The organism is Psychrilyobacter sp. (assembly GCF_049671765.1).
Lineage (GTDB): Bacteria > Fusobacteriota > Fusobacteriia > Fusobacteriales > Fusobacteriaceae > Psychrilyobacter.
The window spans coordinates 1-20,837 of sequence record NZ_JBATVM010000150.1; the positions used below are offsets into that span (position 1 = coordinate 1).

General features: G+C 31.3%; 20 protein-coding genes and 1 riboswitch. Of the genes, 14 read left to right on the plus strand and 6 right to left on the minus strand.

Features of this window, described 5'->3' with window-relative positions:
* Positions 1-93, plus strand: a 93-nt coding sequence (locus WBG30_RS07100) for a hypothetical protein (RefSeq protein ID WP_424503962.1), incomplete at its 5' end; no start/stop codon positions are given.
* An 82-nt stretch (positions 94-175) separates the two neighbouring features.
* On the opposite strand, the gene metK is transcribed toward WBG30_RS07100, so the two are convergent.
* The 4 genes from metK to WBG30_RS07120 are packed head-to-tail and all read right to left on the minus strand — an operon-like array spanning position 176 to position 4,476.
* Entirely contained in the window at positions 176-1,333 is a 1,158-nt protein-coding gene (metK, locus tag WBG30_RS07105) for a methionine adenosyltransferase (RefSeq protein WP_424503944.1), read from the minus strand.
* Between the two features lie 47 nt (positions 1,334-1,380).
* On the minus strand, positions 1,381-2,208 hold the full coding sequence (locus tag WBG30_RS07110; RefSeq protein WP_424503945.1) for an energy-coupling factor transporter transmembrane component T family protein: 828 nt from the start codon (positions 2,206-2,208) through the stop codon (positions 1,381-1,383).
* Entirely contained in the window at positions 2,209-3,912 is a 1,704-nt protein-coding gene (locus WBG30_RS07115; RefSeq protein WP_424503946.1) for an ABC transporter ATP-binding protein, read from the minus strand.
* 21 nt (positions 3,913-3,933) lie between these two features.
* Positions 3,934-4,476, minus strand: coding sequence for an ECF-type riboflavin transporter substrate-binding protein (locus tag WBG30_RS07120; RefSeq protein ID WP_424503947.1), 543 nt, complete (start codon positions 4,474-4,476; stop codon positions 3,934-3,936).
* Positions 4,477-4,728: 252 nt separating this feature from the next.
* Positions 4,729-4,830: riboswitch (SAM riboswitch) on the minus strand.
* Between the two features lie 359 nt (positions 4,831-5,189).
* Here WBG30_RS07120 and WBG30_RS07125 point away from each other — a divergent pair.
* The 13 genes from WBG30_RS07125 to WBG30_RS07185 all read left to right on the plus strand — a co-directional run bounded on the left by WBG30_RS07125 (position 5,190) and on the right by WBG30_RS07185 (position 17,405).
* The gene (locus WBG30_RS07125) at positions 5,190-5,804 is read left to right on the plus strand and encodes a metal-sensing transcriptional repressor (RefSeq protein ID WP_424503948.1); all 615 of its coding nucleotides are present in this window, start codon (positions 5,190-5,192) and stop codon (positions 5,802-5,804) included.
* 256 nt (positions 5,805-6,060) lie between these two features.
* On the plus strand, positions 6,061-6,876 hold the full coding sequence (locus WBG30_RS07130) for an alpha/beta fold hydrolase (RefSeq protein ID WP_424503949.1): 816 nt from the start codon (positions 6,061-6,063) through the stop codon (positions 6,874-6,876).
* A gap of 230 nt (positions 6,877-7,106) precedes the next feature.
* A complete protein-coding gene (locus WBG30_RS07135; protein WP_424503950.1) occupies positions 7,107-7,922 on the plus strand; it encodes a MipA/OmpV family protein in 816 nt (271 codons plus the stop codon).
* 123 nt (positions 7,923-8,045) lie between these two features.
* The gene (gene rfaE1, locus WBG30_RS07140; RefSeq protein ID WP_424503951.1) at positions 8,046-9,035 is read left to right on the plus strand and encodes a D-glycero-beta-D-manno-heptose-7-phosphate kinase; all 990 of its coding nucleotides are present in this window, start codon (positions 8,046-8,048) and stop codon (positions 9,033-9,035) included.
* Positions 9,036-9,143: 108 nt separating this feature from the next.
* Positions 9,144-9,626, plus strand: coding sequence for a 2-C-methyl-D-erythritol 2,4-cyclodiphosphate synthase (ispF, locus tag WBG30_RS07145; RefSeq protein WP_424503952.1), 483 nt, complete (start codon positions 9,144-9,146; stop codon positions 9,624-9,626).
* 252 nt (positions 9,627-9,878) lie between these two features.
* The gene (locus WBG30_RS07150; protein ID WP_424503953.1) at positions 9,879-10,979 is read left to right on the plus strand and encodes a DNA-processing protein DprA; all 1,101 of its coding nucleotides are present in this window, start codon (positions 9,879-9,881) and stop codon (positions 10,977-10,979) included.
* Positions 10,980-11,167: 188 nt separating this feature from the next.
* The gene (rsxC, locus tag WBG30_RS07155) at positions 11,168-12,484 is read left to right on the plus strand and encodes an electron transport complex subunit RsxC (RefSeq protein WP_424503954.1); all 1,317 of its coding nucleotides are present in this window, start codon (positions 11,168-11,170) and stop codon (positions 12,482-12,484) included.
* 174 nt (positions 12,485-12,658) lie between these two features.
* A complete protein-coding gene (locus tag WBG30_RS07160) occupies positions 12,659-13,588 on the plus strand; it encodes an RnfABCDGE type electron transport complex subunit D (RefSeq protein ID WP_424503955.1) in 930 nt (309 codons plus the stop codon).
* On the plus strand, positions 13,585-14,118 hold the full coding sequence (locus tag WBG30_RS07165; RefSeq protein WP_424503963.1) for an RnfABCDGE type electron transport complex subunit G: 534 nt from the start codon (positions 13,585-13,587) through the stop codon (positions 14,116-14,118). The genes WBG30_RS07160 and WBG30_RS07165 overlap by 4 nt, the downstream gene beginning before the upstream one ends.
* Complete coding sequence (locus WBG30_RS07170; protein ID WP_424503956.1) at positions 14,118-14,723, plus strand: RnfABCDGE type electron transport complex subunit E; 606 nt, start codon at positions 14,118-14,120, stop codon at positions 14,721-14,723. The genes WBG30_RS07165 and WBG30_RS07170 overlap by 1 nt, the downstream gene beginning before the upstream one ends.
* Positions 14,724-14,726: 3 nt before the next feature.
* Complete coding sequence (gene rsxA, locus WBG30_RS07175) at positions 14,727-15,311, plus strand: electron transport complex subunit RsxA (protein ID WP_424503957.1); 585 nt, start codon at positions 14,727-14,729, stop codon at positions 15,309-15,311.
* A 40-nt stretch (positions 15,312-15,351) separates the two neighbouring features.
* On the plus strand, positions 15,352-16,377 hold the full coding sequence (locus tag WBG30_RS07180; protein WP_424503958.1) for an RnfABCDGE type electron transport complex subunit B: 1,026 nt from the start codon (positions 15,352-15,354) through the stop codon (positions 16,375-16,377).
* Positions 16,378-16,541: 164 nt separating this feature from the next.
* A complete protein-coding gene (locus tag WBG30_RS07185) occupies positions 16,542-17,405 on the plus strand; it encodes a DMT family transporter (protein ID WP_424503959.1) in 864 nt (287 codons plus the stop codon).
* Between the two features lie 270 nt (positions 17,406-17,675).
* Here WBG30_RS07185 and recQ read toward each other — a convergent pair whose 3' ends face one another.
* Positions 17,676-19,808 carry a DNA helicase RecQ gene (gene recQ, locus WBG30_RS07190; RefSeq protein WP_424503960.1) on the minus strand — a complete coding sequence of 711 codons (2,133 nt, stop codon included), beginning with the start codon at positions 19,806-19,808 and terminating at the stop codon, positions 17,676-17,678.
* Positions 19,809-20,096: 288 nt separating this feature from the next.
* Positions 20,097-20,624 carry an NUDIX hydrolase gene (locus tag WBG30_RS07195; RefSeq protein ID WP_424503961.1) on the minus strand — a complete coding sequence of 176 codons (528 nt, stop codon included), beginning with the start codon at positions 20,622-20,624 and terminating at the stop codon, positions 20,097-20,099.
* Between the last annotated feature and the right edge of the window lie 213 nt (positions 20,625-20,837).

Below are 20,837 nucleotides of genomic sequence, written 5' to 3' on the forward strand. Positions count from 1 at the left end.
CATCCAATCGCAATGGAAGAAGGATTAAGATTCGCAATAAGAGAAGGTGGAAGAACAGTAGCATCAGGTGTAGTAGGAAAAATCACTAAGTAATTAGTGTTTCTTATTCACAGATGTAAGAGTTCAATAACTTTTATATAGAAGAGGAGATAACCATTTGGTTATCTCCTTTTTTTTATCCTATGTTTAACTCTTTTTTTAATTCTTCTACTTTATTTAATCTTTCCCATGGAAGATCTATATCGGTTCTACCAATATGTCCAAATGCAGCAAGATCTTGATATTTGAATTTAGGAGTTCTAAGTTCAAGAGCTCCCTCTATTCCTCTAGGTGAAAGGTCGAATATTTTCATTACAGCTTGAGCTAATATAATTTCTTCAACTGTTCCAGTTCCAAAAGTATCAACTTTGATAGATGTAGGATAATCTACTCCTATAGCATATGAAAGTTGTAGTTCACATTTAGTAGCTAACTTAGCTCCTACAATTGTTTTGGCAACCCATCTAGCAGCGTAAGCAGCAGATCTATCTACTTTTGAAGGGTCTTTTCCAGAGAATGCTCCTCCACCATGACGGAAGAATCCACCATATGTATCTACGATGATTTTTCTACCTGTAAGTCCTGCATCTCCGTGAGGTCCACCAATTACAAATCTACCAGTTGGGTTAATATGGAAATGGTTTACTTTTTTTACATCTAAGTTGTAGCTCTCTAAAACAGGAGTGATAACTAATTTTATGATATCTTCTTTGATAGTTTCATTTGTAACTTCAGGGTTATGTTGAACAGAAACAACAATAGTTTCTACATGATCAATATTTCCATTTTCATCATATGCTAATGTTACTTGAGATTTAGCGTCTGGTCTAGCCCACTTTAATTCTCCACTTCTAGTGATATCAGTTAATTTTCTGATGATCTCTCTAGATAAAACTAGTGCTAAAGGCATAAGTTCAGGAGTTTCATCTACTGCTCCTCCAAACATGAGTCCCTGGTCACCGGCGCCACCTGTATCTACACCTTGAGAGATATCAGGTGATTGAGAATGAATTGCGTTTAATACACCACAGTCGGCATCAAATCCCATCCCTTGTCTATATCCAATCTCAGTAATTTTATTTCTAACGATTGACTGGATATCTACATAAGTAGTAGTAGTGATTTCTCCTCCAACTACTACTTGTCCAGTGGTACAAAAAGTCTCACAAGCTACCCTTGATTTTGAATCTCCTGCTAAACAAGCATCTAATACTGCGTCTGAAATTTGGTCTGCGATTTTGTCTGGATGTCCTGGTGATACACACTCAGATGTGAAATAAATTTTGTTTGTCATTTTGTTCCTCCTTGATTCTTTATTATTTTATTAATTTATTAATTGTTTTAAAATGGGTACCAAAATCCACTTAGATAAAATTTTTCTATTAAGATTCCTATAATTGTTCCTATGATAAGTAGTGTAATGGCTAAAAAATCAAATTTATCATATTTTTTTCCATTGTACCAAGATCTAGTTTTTTCAGATCCAAATCCACGTAGATTCATAGCGTTTGAGACTACTTCTACTCTGTTTAATGAAGATAAAACTAATGGGATAAGGATGGTATTATAATTTTTAAATCTATTTATAAGGCTATCTTCACCCTTTCTAAAAGCTACTCCACGAGCTTCTTGAGCATGCATAATATTCACAAATTCATCTCTGACATCTGGGATATACCTAAGAGCTATGTTGACTGCGTATGCAATCTTATACGAAACACCAATCTTATTTAAACTACTTGCAAACCTACTAGGGTGAGTTGTAAAGATAAATATGATAGTTATAGGCAGTATAGAAAGATATTTTAGAGATAATGTCACGGCAAACCATAGTGTCTCATAGGTAAGAGGTCTCCCTAAAATATTAAATATAGGTGTATATTGATCTATAAGTTCCGAACCGTAGGTGGGAGTTATTAAGATCAAAAATAAAGAATTAAAGAGGGTAAATATTAGTAAAAATATTACCAAGGGTTTAACTTCTTTAAATGTAATGTTTGCCATTTTGATCAGTAGAGCTCCTCCTAAGATGAGTCCTAAAAATACTCTAATATCTGTAAACATAAAGGCTACAGCTGTCCAAACTAGTAACATTAATAGTTTTATACTTCCGTCTAAAGAATGAATAGGAGATTTTTTATCGATATATAAAGTTCCTGTTGTAGTCACCTATATCATCTCCTTGTGATCATTATTTATAAAAGTTTCTAGCATCAATTTTTCATCTATATTTAGAACATCTGCTAATGTTGAAACGGAGATTTTCTTCAGATTTGCCTGTTTTAAAGTTGTCGTATGGGATAACACATTTGAAACTATATCATCTCGGATAATTTCACCATTAGATAAGACAATGGCACGGTGACTATATTCTAGGGCTAGATGCATATCATGGGTAATAAATATGATACTCAACCCGATTTTACTCAAACTTTCTATAAATAGCATAAATTCTAAATAATGTTTATAATCTTGTCCAGCTGTAGGCTCATCTAGGATTAGAATACTAGGGTCTAGAGCTAAGATTGTAGCGATACTCAGTCTTTTTTTCTGACCATAACTAAGAGCTGTGATAGGCCAGTTTCTAAAAGAATGTAACCCACAGATTTTAAGAGTACTTTCAGCTTTTTCTAAAATTTCATTTTGTTTGTATCCACGAAGTTTTAATCCGAAACTTACCTCATCTAAGAGAGTTTCCTGAGTAATCATATGATTTGGATTTTGCATAACATATCCAATTTTTTGCCCTCTTTTTCTGATACTCCAATTATCTATATTATTTCCATTGTAGGAGATAGTTCCACTTGATTTTTTGCAAATACCTGTGATGACCTTAGATAAGGTCGATTTACCTGCTCCATTATTTCCTAGAAGTGATATTATTTCTCCTTTATATAGATCAAAATTTATATTTTTAATGATATTATCTTTTTTATTGTATGAGAAAGTTAGATCTTTAACCTCTAATATTTTTTCATTATAAGATAGAAATTTAGGTTTTACATTTTCTATCCAGTTATTTATATTTTGTTTGATATTTGAGGTGTTTAAGCTATTTATATTTAAAATATCCAAGTCTTTTAGATCGATATTGGCATGTCTTAAAGTTTCTATATATAACGGTTCACGTAGTCCGAAACGTCTCAATGATCCATCTAAGATTAACTCTACAGGGGTACCGGATGCAACTATTATTCCATTATCAATGATGATTATCTTATCAAATTTTTCAGTTAAAACATCCTCTATTCTATGTTCTATAACAACAATAGTTTTATTGGATTTTTCATGGACTGAGGAGATTAATTTCATAGCAGATCTTCCACTTGCAGGATCTAGGTTTGCTAATGGTTCATCAAAGAGAAGTATAGGTGCGTCACTCATTACTATTCCTGCTAAGGAAGCTCTTTGTTTCAATCCACCACTTAGTTCTTGAGGACTTTTGAGGATATGAGTTTCCATATTTACTTTCTTTAAAGCCGTCATTACATTCTGTTTCATTATATCTTTTGAAACGTTTCTATTTTCATCTCTAAATGCGACATCTTCTCCTACACTTAGACCTACAAATTGACCATCTTGATCTTGTAGGATGGTAGAAACATGACTACTAATATCAAAGATACTAGTTTTATATGGCTCGATATTATTTACCTTCAATTCTCCACTGATCTCACCAGTATAAGAAAATGGAATAAGTCCATTAAGACAATGTCCCAAGGTAGATTTACCTGATCCAGATGGACCAGCAATAAGAACCTTTTCTCCACTTTGTATAGATAGGTTTATATTTTTTAATGTGGGAGTACCCAAACTCCTATATTGAAATGTGAAATTTTTGAATTCAATAATATTTTTTGCTTTGTTTACCATTTGTATCTCCTTGTTTAAAATTTATTCAGCTGTTAAATTTTTATGTTTGCTTTTTCTTTTAGCTAACATAATTACAGCAGGAATTCCTAAACCAGCTGTTACAACAAAATTTGAAGTTGTGGCTATAAGGATTTGAATCCATACCTTGTTTGAAGGCTCACCGTAGAAAAATACATCTCCGATATAGGCTGCAAGACCTGCTAATATCATTCCAATCACTGCGTACATATATAATTTAATTATATGTTTTTTATTTAAAATTCCATTTTCAGGGTCAAAAGTTTTATCTAATCTGATAAATCCCATGGAAAATCCTATCATAGCAGATAACATAACCCAACTCCACCATACTCCACCATACATCATAGTATCATTTAGAGCATGACCGATAAATCCAACTAAAAATCCAACCAACGGACCAAATAGTGCACCGAATATAGTAAGTAGTGTAATAGCTATTCTAAGAGATGTATTGGGTCCTATTGGTAATGATACTGCAGATAGTACCCCATAAAGTGCTGCTCCTATTCCGATGGCTACAACATGTTTTGTAGTTAATTTCATTTTATTCCTCCTAGGTATTTACAGTGATTATTGAAATTAAGTTTATCAAATCTTAATTTATAAATATCGATTTCGAAAAAGAAACCAAATCTAAACTATATTAGCAATAGTTTTATTTATAACATTTAAAATTCATTTTTAATCACAATAAATTTTAATATTCGTTAATCGGGAAAACTCTAACAAGAAAAGAGTTTTGTAATTAAATAAAAAAACCTCTTATTTTATCAATAAGAGGTCGAATTTTTATTCCTCTTATCTTCACGACTTAAAGTCGCTTGGATTTAGCACCTTCCCAAAATGGGGGTTGCCGGACGTCATAGGGCCAATTCCCTCTGTCTCTCTTAATAAGATGTTACATATTTAATTTTAATTTTTTAATAAAATAATTATACTATATTAAAAGTGGTTTGGTCAACTTTTTTAATTATCTGTAATATTTTTGCTTTTAGAAACTAAATATATGCTTCTAAATATAGAATATTGAGGGAACATCTAAAATCAATTTTTAGTAGTATCAATAAAAAATTCTAGAAACTTCCAAATTAGAGTAAGCTATATTTTTAGAAAATCTTAATGTTTTGATATCTCTTCTTTAGTTTTATTTAAAATCAATATTGAGGTCTTTTTTAATTTTATTAAATTGACAGAAAATAATCATAAAGGTTATAATAGATCTATTACTTAAAATTAAATTTGTGAGGTATTTATCTATGGAAAGCGAAACTATAACAACTGTATACAATTTTATTTCACCTCAAGAAACAAAAAAACTGATAGCAAAAAAAAGTGACATGGTTATCATCGATGTAAGAACTGAAAAGGAATTTTTATATGAGGGAAGATTAGAGGGGGCTATCTTAATAGACTTTAAAAAGCCACGTATTTTCAAAAGAGAAATAAAAAAATTAGATAGAAAAAAAACATATCTCATATATTGTGCTGTAGGACGTATAAGTCAAAAGGCTTGCACTGAGATGACTAGTTTAGGATTTGAAAATATCTATGGGATGAAGGGTGGATTAAAATCTTGGCAGCAGGATCTCGATCTAATTTGTACTATTTCAAAGTTAAATGATGAGGAGATAATCGAAGCTAGAAAAAGTATTATTACTAGACTAAATAAGATTGAAGGTCAAGTAAAGGGAATGAAAAAAATGCTCCTAAATGGAGAATATTGTGGAGATATATTAAATCAATCTCTAGCTGTAAAATCAGCTCTAAACAGTACTAACCAAGAGATTATGGAGATGTTTTCAAATGTTTGTATCACATCTGAAGAACATAAGAAGGACTTTTTTAAATATTTGAAAAAACTAATGGGGTAAAATTGGTATTTAGTCTTAAATCAATCGAAAATAAGTAGATACGATATTCTATGCTGTAACCATGAAACTAGACGCTTGTAAAAAACGTTAGTTTCGTGGTTTTTTGATATCTTTTTTAGATATTTTTGATAAAGGGTATAGTTTACTTAGCTCATCTGATTTTTATTTTTTTATTTTTATTTTTATAAAATACAGGTGTTATGGTATAATAAAAAAAATTGATTACTATTATTTTAATATAAACTAGGGAGGAAAAATGAATTATATAACTTTAAAAAATAATAAAAAATTTGCGTATATGTCTGAAGGAGAGGGCGAAGTATTAGTTTTTATTCACTCGTTTTTATGGGACAAAGAAATGTGGAGACCTCAAATAGATTTCTTTAAAGATAACTTTAAATGTATTTCTATCGATTTATTAGGTCACGGGGATTCGTCGAATTTATCTGAGAATGCTGAAGTTTATTCAATAAAAGAGATGTCTAAAGATGTTATAGAAGTATTAAAAGAATTAGGTATAAATAAATATCACTACATAGGTTTATCTGTAGGTGGAATGTTAGCTTCTTATATTGCGGAGGATAAAAGAGCTCAAAGTATGACTATAATGGATTCATACTTAGGTAAGGAACCTTTAGAAGCTAAAGAAGGATATTTTCAATTGCTTAATAGTATAAAAAAATTACAGTTTATACCAGAACCGATGGTAGATATTATAACACCAATGTTTTTTTCTCCTGAAACAACACAGAAAAAAACAGAATTATACTTAAATTTTTATAACCATTTATTAAATTTACCAAAAGAAAAAATAGATACTATAGTTGCTACTGGGTTTGGAATTTTTGGTCGTGACGACGTTCTAGAAAAGTTAAAAAAAATAACTATCCCTACTTTATATTTATCTGGAGAATTTGATATTCCGAGACCTGCTAGGGAATCTAAAGAGATGAGTAATTTAACTGAAAACTCTAAATTTGGAGTCATTAAAGGTGCAGGACATATTTCAAATTTAGAAAATCCTGAGAGTGTAAATAATTGTATAAAAGAATTTTTAAATACAGTAGGATAAATAAAATATTTTGAAATAAAAGTTTTAATTTTAAAAAATTAATTTTTATTTATATTTTTTTAGGAATCATGAAATTAGAAAGAATAAAAGAATAAAAGAATTTAAATTTTGAAACAGTAGAAATAAATACAAAACTAAACTTTCTCTTATATTTACTTTCTATAAGTAGAAGATTTTTTTTGCTTAATTGTGGTAAGATAAAAAGAAAGTTTTAAATTAGGAGGAAATATATGAAAAAATTAATTTTAGTTATTTTTATTTTATTATCTATACTGAGTTTTTCAGATGGTGATAGAGTAACAAAGGAATCAAAGTCCAAATATAAATTTTCTTTAGGGTTTATGGCCGGGCACGGGAGCAAACTTTATCGTGTAGAAGAAAAATCATTGAATTACATACCGTTTATAACTTTTTCAAGGGAAAATGTTTATATTAAAGGAACTGAATTAGGCTATAAGTATAAAGTGAATCCAAAATTAACTTTGACTGGGTTTTCACAGCTTTTTGGTGGAATAACACTCCAGGGTGTCGGTGGAGCAATAGGGGCAACTCAATTGAAAAATTCTGATATGAAAGAGGGATACAAAGGAATACATAGTAGAAAAACTCAAGTTGAATTAGGGTTAAGAATGGATTATAATACTGATTTTCAAAGAATAAAGCTTGTAGGAGAAATAAGAGGTGGGGAAAGAGGCGGATCTGGAAAAATATCTGCTGTTAGACCTTTTATGTTAACTAATAAATTATTTATTATTCCACAAATAAATGTTACTTTAATAGATAGAAATATGGTAGATTATTATTTCGGTGTAACTGAAGACGAGGTAAATGATTCTAGAAATACTAAGTTGAATAAAGTTTATGATCCAAATAAATTTGCATACGCTTCTGGGGTAGGAGCAGTAGTTACTTATAAACTTACTCCTAAAATTTCAATATTTAATTTGTCAGAGATCCAGTATGTAGGTAATGAAATTGGAGATTCACCAATTGTAAGAAATAGAACAAATTATTTTGTGAGTTTAGGTATGAGATATGATTTTTAAAAAATAAATATAGATATTTTTAGTGAACCGTGGCCGTTATTTGTCACGGTTTTTAAAATTGAAAAAATATAGATGTGATGTTATACTAAGAATACATAAAAAATGTGATTAATGGGAGGAAAGATGGTTGGCAAAACTAGATTAATAGATATTTTAGATAAATTTAAAGATATGACTATAGCAGTAATAGGGGATATGATGTTAGATGACTATATTATAGGAGAGGTTACGAGGATATCACCAGAAGCTCCAGTACCTGTAGTCAATGTAAAGGAAGAAAGATTTGTTTTAGGTGGAGGAGCCAATGTCTTAAATAACTTAGCTACTCTTTCATGTAATTGTCATTCTTTTGGAGTGATAGGAAATGATGGAAATGGAACTAGGTTATTAAATGAACTAAAGAAAGAGAATATAAATACATTTGGAATGGTAACAGCAGAGGATAGACCGACCATAGTAAAGAGAAGAATAATTGCTCAGCATCAGCAATTATTAAGGTTGGACTGGGAAGATAAAAAAGATATAACTTCATACCATGAAGAACTTATCATTGAGAATTTAAAGCCTCATTTAAATAATTTAGATGCTATAATCTTATCGGATTATGACAAGGGAGTACTTACACCAAATTTAGCTAAAAGAGTTATTGAAATAGCTCGTGAAAATAATATAATAGTAACTGTAGATCCAAAACCAAGTAATGCCATAAACTATCTAGGAGCTACATCTATGACTCCTAATAGAAAGGAAGCTATGGAATGTATGGGATTATCTAAGATAGAAGATGTAGAGAAATTAGGGGTAGAATTAAAAGTGAAGTTAAATTTAGGTAACTTACTTCTTACTAGAAGTGAAGAGGGAATGAGTATATTTTTAGATGGTGAGATTATAAATATTCCTACTTTTGCCAAAGAAGTTTATGACGTAACTGGAGCAGGAGATACTGTGATTTCTGTATTTACATTGGCAGCAGCAGCAGGAGCATCTTGGCATGAGGCAGCAAAAATAGCCAATGTAGCAGCAGGAATAGTAGTTGGAAGGATGGGAACATCAACTGTAACTAAAGAAGAGATAATAGAATTTTATGAAAAAATTTATAACGAAGTGAAATAACAGGTGCATAGAGCCTAAATTGAAAATGAATAAAGGAAAATCAAGAAATTAATTTTCCTTTATCAATTATAAATTATAAAATTTACCGTAGGTTACGGAGGTAAAGCCGTGTATAGAATAGGAAATGGATACGATGTTCATAGGTTAGTAGAGGGAAGAAAATTGATCTTAGGTGGTATAGAGATACCATTTGAAAAAGGATTATTAGGTCACTCAGATGCAGATGTACTCATCCATGCTATCATGGATGGGTTGTTAGGAGCTCTGGCTTTGGGGGATATAGGGCAGCATTTCCCAGATACAGATGAAGCTTATAAAGGCATATCTAGTATAAAATTATTAAGTCATGTAAAAAAACTTATAGCTGATAGAGGATTTGAGATAGTAAATATCGATTCTCAAATAGTGATGCAGCAACCTAAATTAAAACCATATATAGTTGAGATGAGAAAAAATCTAGCAGAAGAATTAAATTTAGAATTAAATAGGGTCAGTGTAAAGGCTACAACTGAGGAAAAGTTAGGATTTACTGGGGAAGAAATAGGAGTGAAATCCTACGCAGTAGTGCTGTTGAAAGAGAAAATAAAATAATATTAAAAGGGTTTTTGAAATTATTTCAAAAGCCATTTTTTATATCTAGCATTGTATTTGTTTCGTTAGAAGCTTACTTAAAGAGTCTATAATTTATACTGTTTCAGTATAAATATAAAAAAGAAATTTGTTTTTTAAGAAAATTTAAGTTATATAGAATACTGATTAAATATTTATATTCTCTTCTATTAAAATTTTTATTAAGAATTGTTAAAAAAATCACGATGTTATAAAATTAGAAGGAGGTATTCTATGATCTATAATGACAAGGAGTTGATGCTATTTTCATTGATATATTCAGATATTTCAGAGGAAGGTTTCCCCACTCCAAAATTAAGCCATGACCTTTTATATAAGTTATTTTTTTATTCTATGGAGAGAGAACAAAATATATTTAAATTAGATAAAATTTTTTTGAGAAAGATAATCTTAGAAGCAGTGCATATATTAAAACTAGAAAACCCTAGGATAAGGGCTGAAAAAAGAGTGAAAAATGCACTTTTATATTTTTTATCAAAACATGGGATTTTAAACTTAGAAAAATTAAAATTGAGGATAGGTGATGAATTTAAAGTTTGCGAAAGAGAAAAAATAAAATATATAGAATATTTTTCTAAAAATTATCCTAAAAATTTGAAGGGACTAAAAGATCCTCCATTTATAATATTTTATAGGGGTTATTTTCCTAATGAGAGTGAGTTAGAAAAATCCTTGGCAATAATTGGCAGTCGAAAGCCGGAGAAAAAATATGGCCGTGAAGTGGCTAAAAGGATGGGAATTTTGCTAGCACAAAATAATTGGTGGAATATTAGTGGACTAGCTCTTGGGTGTGATGAGTATGGTCATTTAGGAAGTTTAGAAGGAGAGGGACAGACAGGGGCAATATTAGGTCAGGGTCTAGCAACTCCTATATATCCTAAAGAAAATAGGATGTTATCTGAAAAAATATTGGAAAAAAATGGATTTCTTATGTCAGAACTCCCACCAACAACTTCTAATCTATCTATATTTTTTATTCTAAGAAATCGTCTTCAATCTGGGATGACCTGTGGGATATTTGTGGTACAGACAGGTAAAACAGGAGGGACACTTCATACTATCAAGTATTCGTTGGAACAAGAAAGAAGAACAATTCTTTGGGATCCTAGTCACATAGAGGAATTAGAGGAAGTCAGTGAGGTTTTAGGAAATAAAATCCTGATTGAAGATAGAAAAGAAAAATTAGGAGTTTTTATAGGAATGAATTTAAGAAAAAAAATATTCAAGATAAAAAAATCCAAAGAAATTTATGGTATATTGAATAAAAAAAGTTTCAAAAAACATGTGGTATTTAGCAATAAAACCTTATTTTAGATTTTGAAAATATGTGTAGTAATAGTTAACTTTTTTATAAAAAAAAGAGCGTTATTTAGGATTTTAAAGGATAAAAATAATTAATTCACAAGACTAATTGTGGTATTACTTAATGAATTGTGGTAAAATTAAGAGCAAAATTCGAAAAAATAATTAAATATAAATTAACAAAAAGGAGTGTTTTGTAGATGAAACTGTTTACGTTTAAAGGTGGGGTACACCCTTCTGACAACAAGGTACAGACTGAAAATGAAGCTATTCAAACTTTTGACGCACCGAAAATGATACATGTGGCATTATTGCAACATATTGGTGCACCACTTAATTCCTTAGTTAAACCTGGGGATAGAGTATTAAAAGGTCAAAAAATTGCAGATAGCGAAGCTTTTATGTCAGCACCGGTTCATTCACCAGTGAGTGGGCAAGTTAAAAAGATCGAATTTTTACCATTTCCACTGAGTGGAAAGGTAAATACAATCATCATTGAAAATGACGGGGAAGAAGAGTTAGCGGAATTAACAACGATAAAAGATTGGAAAACTGCATCAAAGGAAGACTTACTTGCAATGATTAGAGAAAAAGGAGTAGTAGGAGTAGGAGGAGCATGTTTCCCAACTCATATTAAACTTAATCCACCAAAAGATGTAACTATAGACACTTTAGTAATGAATGGAGCAGAATGTGAGCCGTATCTGAATGCAGATAACAGACTTATGTTAGAAGACCCTAAATCAATTATTGAAGGGGTAAAGATAATCATGCACGTCTTAGGAGTTAAGGAAGCTAAGATTGGTATTGAAAATAATAAGCCTGAAGCTATAGAATCTATGATAAAAGCTAGTGAAGGGGATAATGGAATTGAAATCTGTCCTCTTAAAACTCAATATCCACAAGGTGGAGAAAAACAACTTATCAAAGCTATCTTAGATAGAGAGGTTCCAAGTGGAAAACTACCTTCTGCTGTAGGAGTAGTTGTACAAAATACTGCAACAGCAGCTCTAGTATATGAAGGGATTGTTAAAGGAATGCCTCTTATTGAAAAAGTAGTAACTATTTCAGGAAAAGCAATCAAAAAACCTATGAATTTAAAAGTTAGAATAGGAACTATGTTTAGAGATATGTTAGATTATGCAGGTATAGAGAGAGACGAGGTAGACAAACTTGTTATGGGTGGACCTATGATGGGAATGGCTCAACATACTGAAGATGTGCCGGTAGTTAAAGGGACATCTGGATTATTAGCACTTACAACGGCAGAAACAAATCCTTGTAAATCTAAAAACTGTATTCTTTGTGGGAAATGTATAGGAGCCTGTCCAATGGGATTAGAGCCTCTTATGTATGCTAAATTAGCTAAATTTAATCAATGGGAAGAGATGGGTAAATATAAATTAATGGATTGTATCTCGTGTGGATCATGTGCTTATATTTGTCCAGCAAATAGACCGTTGACAGAAGCTATCAATATTGGAAAAGCTAAATTAAGAGCTATGCCAAGAAAATAATTCTTCCTTGCTTATGGAATTTTATAATTATCTAAATTAATATAATAAAAATTTGAATTTAATGCGAATTCAAATCATGAATATTAATTTTATAGGTAAAATAAACTTTAATATTGGAAAAAACCAAAGTGTAAATATGAAGAATAAATTTAATTGAAATTAGGAGGAAAAAAAGTGGCGAAATTGTTAAAGATGGGTCCTTCACCACATGTAAGAACTAGTGAGACAGTAGATAAAGTAATGTATGACGTAATAATAGCTTTATTACCAGCATTACTTATGGCAGTTTATGTATTTGGAATACAAGCACTGACTATTACATTGATCGCAGTTGGAACATGTATGGCAACTGAAGGAATTATGCAAAAAATAATGGGTAAAGATATAGATATAAAAGATGGAAGTGCAATCATAACAGGTATTTTGTTTGCATTTGTTGTTCCAGTAACTATGGCATATTGGATAGTTATAGTTGGATGTGTAGTTTCTATCTTATTAGGAAAGATGTTATTTGGTGGATTAGGACATAATATATTCAATCCAGCATTGGTTGGAAGAGCGTTTGTTCAAGCGTCTTGGCCAGTAGCCATAACAACATTTGTTTTGGATGGTCAAGCAGGACCTACTATGTTAGATGCTATGAAGAGAGGATTAGATGGGACTTTAGTAGCAGAAGGGAATCCATATGTAAATGCCCTATTAGGTAGAATGGGTGGATCTATTGGAGAAACTTCAGCTTTGGCACTATTATTAGGTGGAGCTTACTTAATCTATAGAGGTCAAATAAACTGGAAAGTACCAGCTATTATAATAGGAACTGTAGGAGTAGGAGCATTATTATTCGGTGGAGATCCTATGATGCATATATTATCTGGAGGATTATTCTTAGGAGCATTCTTCATGGCAACAGATATGGTAACTTCTCCATATACTGAAAAAGGTCAAATGATATTTGCTTTTGGAATTGGTGCTTTAGTAACTTTGATCAGATTTAAAGGTGGATATCCTGAAGGTATGGCATACTCTATCTTAATAATGAATGGAGTTGTACCACTTATAAATAAATACACTAAACCGAAGATGTTTGGAGGTGTAGCAAAATAATGAATAGATTAGTACATTATGGTGCTGTATTACTAGTAATAGCAGCGATTGCAGCAGGATTATTATCGAGTGTAAATACAATAACTGCACCACAAATAGAAAAAATAAATAAAGAGATAGTAAATGAAGCTAGAAAACAAGTGTTACCTTTGGCCTCAGAATTTAAGGAAGCAGAAGAAGTAATAGCTGGAGAAGAAACGTTTATTCCAGGTTATGACGCTACAGGAAATTTAGTAGGGTACGCAAGTACTGTAAAAACTAATGGATATTCTGGTGTAATAACTTTCGTATTGGGATTAGACACGGAGGGAACTATCACTGGACTAAAGGTTACTGGGCAGTCAGAAACTCCAGGACTTGGAACAAATGTAGACAATCCCGAATGGCAGGCTCTTTGGATTGGTAGAGATAAGTCTTATGAATTTAATAAAAGTATAGACGGTTTTGCAGGAGCTACAATATCTCCTACAGCTGTATTTGCTGGAGTAAAAAAATCAACTAAAGCATTTGAAGCAGAGGTGAAAAACTAATGGCTAAGAATAACTATATGAAGCTTTTAACAGATCCATTAATTAAGGGAAATCCAGTATTTGTATTATTACTTGGGTTATGTCCTACACTAGGTGTAACGAACTCAGCTATAAATGGTATGGCAATGGGGTTAGCAACAATGGTGGTTTTATCATGTTCAAATGTAATCATATCTGCTATAAAAAGTTTGATACCAGCAAAAGTTAGAATACCAGCTTATATCATTGTAATAGCTACTTTAGTAACTATCGTACAAATGGTAATGCAAGGGTACCTTCCAGATCTATATGCAGTATTAGGGTTATTTTTACCTCTAATAGTTGTTAACTGTATAATTTTAGGAAGAGCGGAAAGTTTCGCTTCTAAAAATGGAGTATTTCCTTCGTTATTAGATGGTATTGGAAATGGATTAGGATTTACTTTAGCACTTACAGTATTAGGTTCTATTAGAGAGGTTTTAGGAAATGGAAGTTTCTTTGGATTACAATTAACTCCCCCTACATTCCAACCAGCGTTAATATTCATATTAGCACCTGGAGCATTTATAACAATTGGTTTTATCATAGCAATACAAAATTTTATTAAAATGAAAAAGGAGGGATAATCGATGGATTTAGGAAATTTATTTGGGATCATATTTGGTTCTATATTTATAAATAACTTTATATTTGCTAAATTTTTGGGGATATGTCCTTTCATGGGTGTTTCTAAAAAGGTAGAATCTTCAATAGGGATGGGAATGGCCGTTACATTTGTAATGACATTGGCATCTGCAGTAACTTGGGTAGTACAAAACTATCTATTGGTACCTTTTGGATTGGAATACTTACAAACAATAGCATTTATATTAATAATAGCTTCATTGGTACAATTTGTTGAGATGGCAGTACAAAAGACTTCACCTAACCTTTATAAGGCTTTAGGAGTATTTTTACCACTAATCACAACTAACTGTGCAGTACTAGGGGTAGCAATTTTAAATATTCAAGAGAAGTATAACTTTATTGAAACTGTTGTAAATGGTATGTCAGCAGCAATAGGGTTTACTATGGCACTTATCTTACTTGCAGGGATAAGAGAAAGATTAGAATATGCAGATGTACCAAAACCATTCCAAGGTGTAGCAATAGCCTTTATCACAGCTGGATTATTAGCTATGGCATTTATGGGATTCTCTGGAATGAAAATATAATTTAAATAATTAATCTATGACATAGATTTGGAGGTTAGAAATGATATACGCTATATTAGTATTAGGAGGAATAGGTCTTACTATGGGACTATTCTTAGCCTTTGCTTCAAAGAAATTTGAGGTAGAGATAGATCCTAATGTTGAAAAAATAATGGATATATTACCTGGTGCCAATTGTGGAGCTTGTGGATTCCCTGGATGTGGAGGGTATGCAGATGCAGTAGCCTTAGAAGGTGCTAACCCTGCATTATGTGCTCCTGGTGGTGCACAGGTTGTAAATGATATAGCAGCTATTATGGGTGGAGAAGGTGCTGACCCAGACGCTGTAAAGCAGGTGGCAAGAGTAAAATGTCAAGGAGATAACTCTAAGACAACTAAGATATATGATTTGAATACTGAGATGAAAACATGTGCTACTTCTACCCTTTATTTTGGTGGAGATAAGTCATGTTGGCATGGATGTTTAGGATATGGAGACTGTGTAAAAGTCTGTCCTGCTGATGCAATAGAGATCAATGCCAGAGGAATAGCAGTTATAAATGAGGAAAAATGTATTTCATGTGCTAAGTGTGTGAAAGAATGTCCTAAAAATATCATAGAGATGATGCCTGTGAATCAAAAAGTAACGGTATTATGTAACTCTAAGGATAAGGGTGCTCAAGCTAGAAAATCTTGTACTGTAGCATGTATTGCATGCGGAATGTGTGTAAAAGCATGTCCAGTAGAAGTAAAAGATGCCGATGGTAATATAACTAAGGCAATATCAATAACTAATAATTTGGCAAAAATAGATAAAGACCTTTGTATCAACTGTGGACTTTGTTCAATGAAATGTCCAACAAATGCAATAATAAATGAGATTAAAGAAGTTAAAAAAGCTGAAATAATTGAAGAAAAATGTATTGGTTGTACAGCTTGTGCAAGAGTATGCCCGGTTGACTGCATAGAAGGATCGGTTAAAGAAAAACATAAAGTTGACCAAGAAAAATGTATTGGTTGTGGGCTTTGTTTTGATAAGTGTAAATTCTCTGCAATTAAAATGAATGTAACTGAAATTAGAAAGTAGATCCTAACTCTATCTGTCCAAAAGGATATCTTCCCCTTTACAAAATGGGAAGAATAGTAGGGAAAACAAAAAAAGGTAGAATTGGAAATTTCTAATTCTACCTTTTGTTTTAAACCAAAAGGTGATACTATTTATGGATATAAAAAGATTAGAGGAGGAGATAAATGAAAAAGGATCTTATTATATTGCATATCGCGGTTTTGCTTTTTGGATTATCGGGACTTTTTGGTAAACTTATAGATGCACCTGCCCAAGTTATTGTAAGTGGTCGGGTTATATTTGCTACAATATTTCTTTATATTGTTCTTAAATTTAAAAATGAAAAATTAGAGATGTCTTCTCCTACTTCAAAAAAAATTATAATCTTACAGGGATCATTACTTTTTCTTCATTGGTTTTCATTTTTTCAAGCCATTAAATTATCTAGTGTTGCTTTAGGATTATTATCTTTTTCAAGTTTTCCGATTTTTACAACCTTTATGGAGCCTTTATTTTTTAAAGAAAAATTGGAGAGTAAAAAAGTTATCACTGCTATCATAACTTTTATTGGGATTTTCATGGTAGTACCACTAAATGGAGTAGATAGTCAGATGTTAAGTGGAATAGCTATGGGAGTGTTTTCTGGATTTTCATTTGCAGTTTTAGCTATAATGAATAAGAAATTTTCAAGCTCAATATCAGGTATTAAACTAACATTCTATCAATGTTTGGGAGCATCATTTTGGTCTATTCCTGTTTTATTGTTGTGGAATAAAATTCCATCGAGAAAAGATATATTTTTTATGATAGTATTAGGAGTAGTTTTTACAGGAATAGCTCATACACTCTTTGTTATGTCACTAAAGAGAATTAGTGCAAGTACTGTGAGTGTTACTACGTGTTTAGAGCCTGTGTATGCTATTATATTTGCGGCTTTTATATTGGGAGAAATACCTACTCTAAAGATAGTATTAGGAAGTAGCGTAATTATATTTGCAGCATTTTTATCGACAAAAACAACAATTTTAAAAAATAAATCAGCTGTATGAATAAAAAGACTAGAGGATGAGCAATGCTCATTCGCTAGTCTTTTTTAGGTTATGAAGAAGATCCTCTCTCGTCTGACTCTTTCCTTGTTGACGTTTTCCCAATTAACGAATATTAAAATTTATTATAATTAAAAATGAATTTTAAATGTTATAAGTAAAACTGTTGTAATTTCTTCGAAGGTATCGCTTTGGTTTCTCTTACGAAGAGAAACCATAAAAAGGAAGAGTGTAAGTGAAGTTTATAATCATTGAGCTTCAACAGGACTGTTTCTACAATGACGATTGTAGCTCCTTCAACACCACTTTGATCTCGTAATATTCTATATCTTTTGGGAGTTCATCTTTAATTGGTCTAAGCATAGTTCCGCCGACTTTATCTATGGCAGATAATATTAATTTCTTTTTTTTACTATTTACAATTCGAGATAGATCAACTTCTAATCCTTCGTCTATACACTTAAACAAATGACTGAGGATAGTATCAAACTTACTTTTTCTTTCAGTTGCAATTTCTTCTACATTTTTACCATCTAAAAATAATTGGTAGGAGATCCTATGAGTGCTATCTTTGGTACTTGCCTTCTTAGGTTTAGGTTCTTTTTTTACGATTTCCCTTACTTCTATTGGTGTGGTATCACCTTTTATTTCTTTTATTAATTCTAAAAATTGCATTCCGTATTTTTCATATTTTTTCTCTCCTACACCATTTATATCTAATAAACCATCATAGTCGGTAGGAAGATATTTAGCCATTTCTTGAAGAGTTTTATCAGAAAATATAGTATATGGTGGTTTTCCTTCACCTCTTGCAATATCAGCTCGAAGTTTACGAAGAAGATCAAAGTTACCTTTCCATTCATAGGTAGTTTTTCTTTGGATTTTGGTTACTTTTCTAGTAAAATTTTCTTTACTTTTTATAAACTCAAAGGCTTTTTTAGTAAGTTTTAAAGTTGGAAATTCTGTTTTAGTAACGTCTAAATATTCATCTCCTACAAGAAGATCAACTAAAGCTCTAATGTCTTTTTGAGAATAGTCTGAGAGAAGCCCATATGTAGGACCTTTATCTAAATTCCAATTAAGAATACTCTTATTTTTAGAGCCACCAAGAACTCCTACAATCATATTTATTCCAAATCTTTGTTCAGTACGATAAACACAAGAAAGTATTTTTTGAACTTCAATTGTTATATCTTCTACTTCACCGTCATCTAAGCAGTTACTACAATTGTTACAATTGTCTATTTTGTCATCTCCGAAATATTCTAAAATATATGATCTGACGCATTTAGAAGTATGGCAGTAATTCACCATAGCACTTAATTTCTCACGTTTGATATTCATGATTTCTTCAGATGATTCAAATTGATTATTGTTTATAAAAAAAGTCTGTGTTTGGATATCTTTAGGGTTAAACAACAATATACAGTGAGCATCTAATCCATCTCTTCCAGCTCTTCCAGCTTCTTGATAGTAACTTTCTAGATCTTTAGGTAGGTTACTATGGATTACAAAACGAACATTAGATTTGTCTATTCCCATCCCAAAGGCATTTGTTGCAACCATAAGAGTTAGTCTGTCGTTTATGAAGTCATCTTGGTTTTCTTGTCTTTTTTTATCAGACATTCCAGCATGATATTTTCCTACCTTGTACCCACGGTCTGATAGTTCAGAATAGATGGAATCAACTTCCTTCCTTGTAGAAGCATAAATGATTCCTCCTTCATCACTGTGTTCTTTTAGGTATTTTTTGATATAAGATAAGCTGTTAACACCTTTTATAGTGGTAAATTTTAGATTTTTTCTATCAAATCCATTTATAAAGACATTTGGTTTAAACCTTAGGTTTTTTATAATATCTTCTCTGACTTTAGGAGTTGCTGTAGCTGTAAATGCTGTAATTATAGGAGTGTTTGGTAGTTGCTTTATAAAATTAGGAACATTGAGATATGATCTTCTAAAATCATGTCCCCACTGGGAGATACAATGTGCCTCATCTATGGCTACTTGAGAGATTTTCTCCATTCTGATCCTATCGATGAATTCCGAATTTTCAAATCTTTCTGGAGTGACATAGATGATCTTGTGGTCTCCAGTTGAGATCTCCATATAGATGGTATGCATCTCTTTGGCAGTTAGGGTACTGTTGATATAGACAGAAGAAACCCCTAATGTATTCAGAGCATCTACCTGGTCTTGCATAAGGGATATAAGAGGAGATACCACAAGGGTTATTCCTTCAAATATCAGAGCAGGGATTTGGTAACATATAGATTTACCTCCTCCAGTTGGCATAATCCCCAAGGTATCATAACCTTCTAGGATACTTTTAATTATAGGTTCTTGCCCCTCTTTAAAGGTAGTATATCCAAAATATTTTTTTAAAATTTCATAAGCTTTATCCACTATTATCTCTCCTTTTATACCCTAATTCTTGCTATAAATCATCTCTAATTAAATTCAAAACACTTGACACAGATTACACAGATGTACAATCTTATTTTCACCAATCATCTCTAATTCAAATATTAGTGCGATTTGAGGTTAGTGTTTTATCATTTCTTATTTAATCTTAGTAATAAAAAGTCATCTTTTCAGAGTCGTTCTAGTCTGCGTCTAAGTATTTTAAATTGTCTGTGTCAAAACCTTATTTTTCATTTCGTGTAGATTAGTGACAATTGGTGGTAAAGTTTTTTAATTCTTTTCTATTAGTTCTTTTGCTACTAATTCTAGCATAAATAACTCACGATCTATGTAAAGACCAATGTTTTCAGGTTGATTTTTAATAACTTCTTTATTATGGGCAATAGCTTCGTAGATATTTACCCATCTGGCATCCATCCCATTTTTTCTCTCATAATCTTCTAAATTAGTTTTTCCTAATTCCTTATGGATATCACAGATGAAAAAATGAGAAATCATATTGATGTAGTCATAATCTTTTTTATAGATGGGTTTTATTTCATCATAGACACCATATTCACTTAATATCTTTATATTTTTAGCTCCTGTCTCCTCATTTACCTCTCTTTTTACACCTTCAGTCAGATCTTCGCCTTCATCGACTCCTCCACCTGGAAAGCTATAGTCATAATATCTTTTAGTGTAGAGTAACAAGATGTTTTCACCATCTAATATAATACCTCTAGCAGCTATTCTTTTATGTATTTTTTTGTCTTCTAAATTTATATTTTCTGAAATAAATTTTCTGAGTATTCTCATTTTTTTACCTCCAATAATAGTTTTTAATAATGTATATATTATACCACACTCATAGAATAATTCTCTTATCCCCATTCTATTTATAGAGAAGAATAGTATTTTTCTAAATTTATTTTTCAATTATAATTTTATATTTTTTTAGTTATATGGTATAAATATAGTATAACTCATAGCTTATAAAAAATAAAATTACTGTGGGAATAAAAAGTGGTA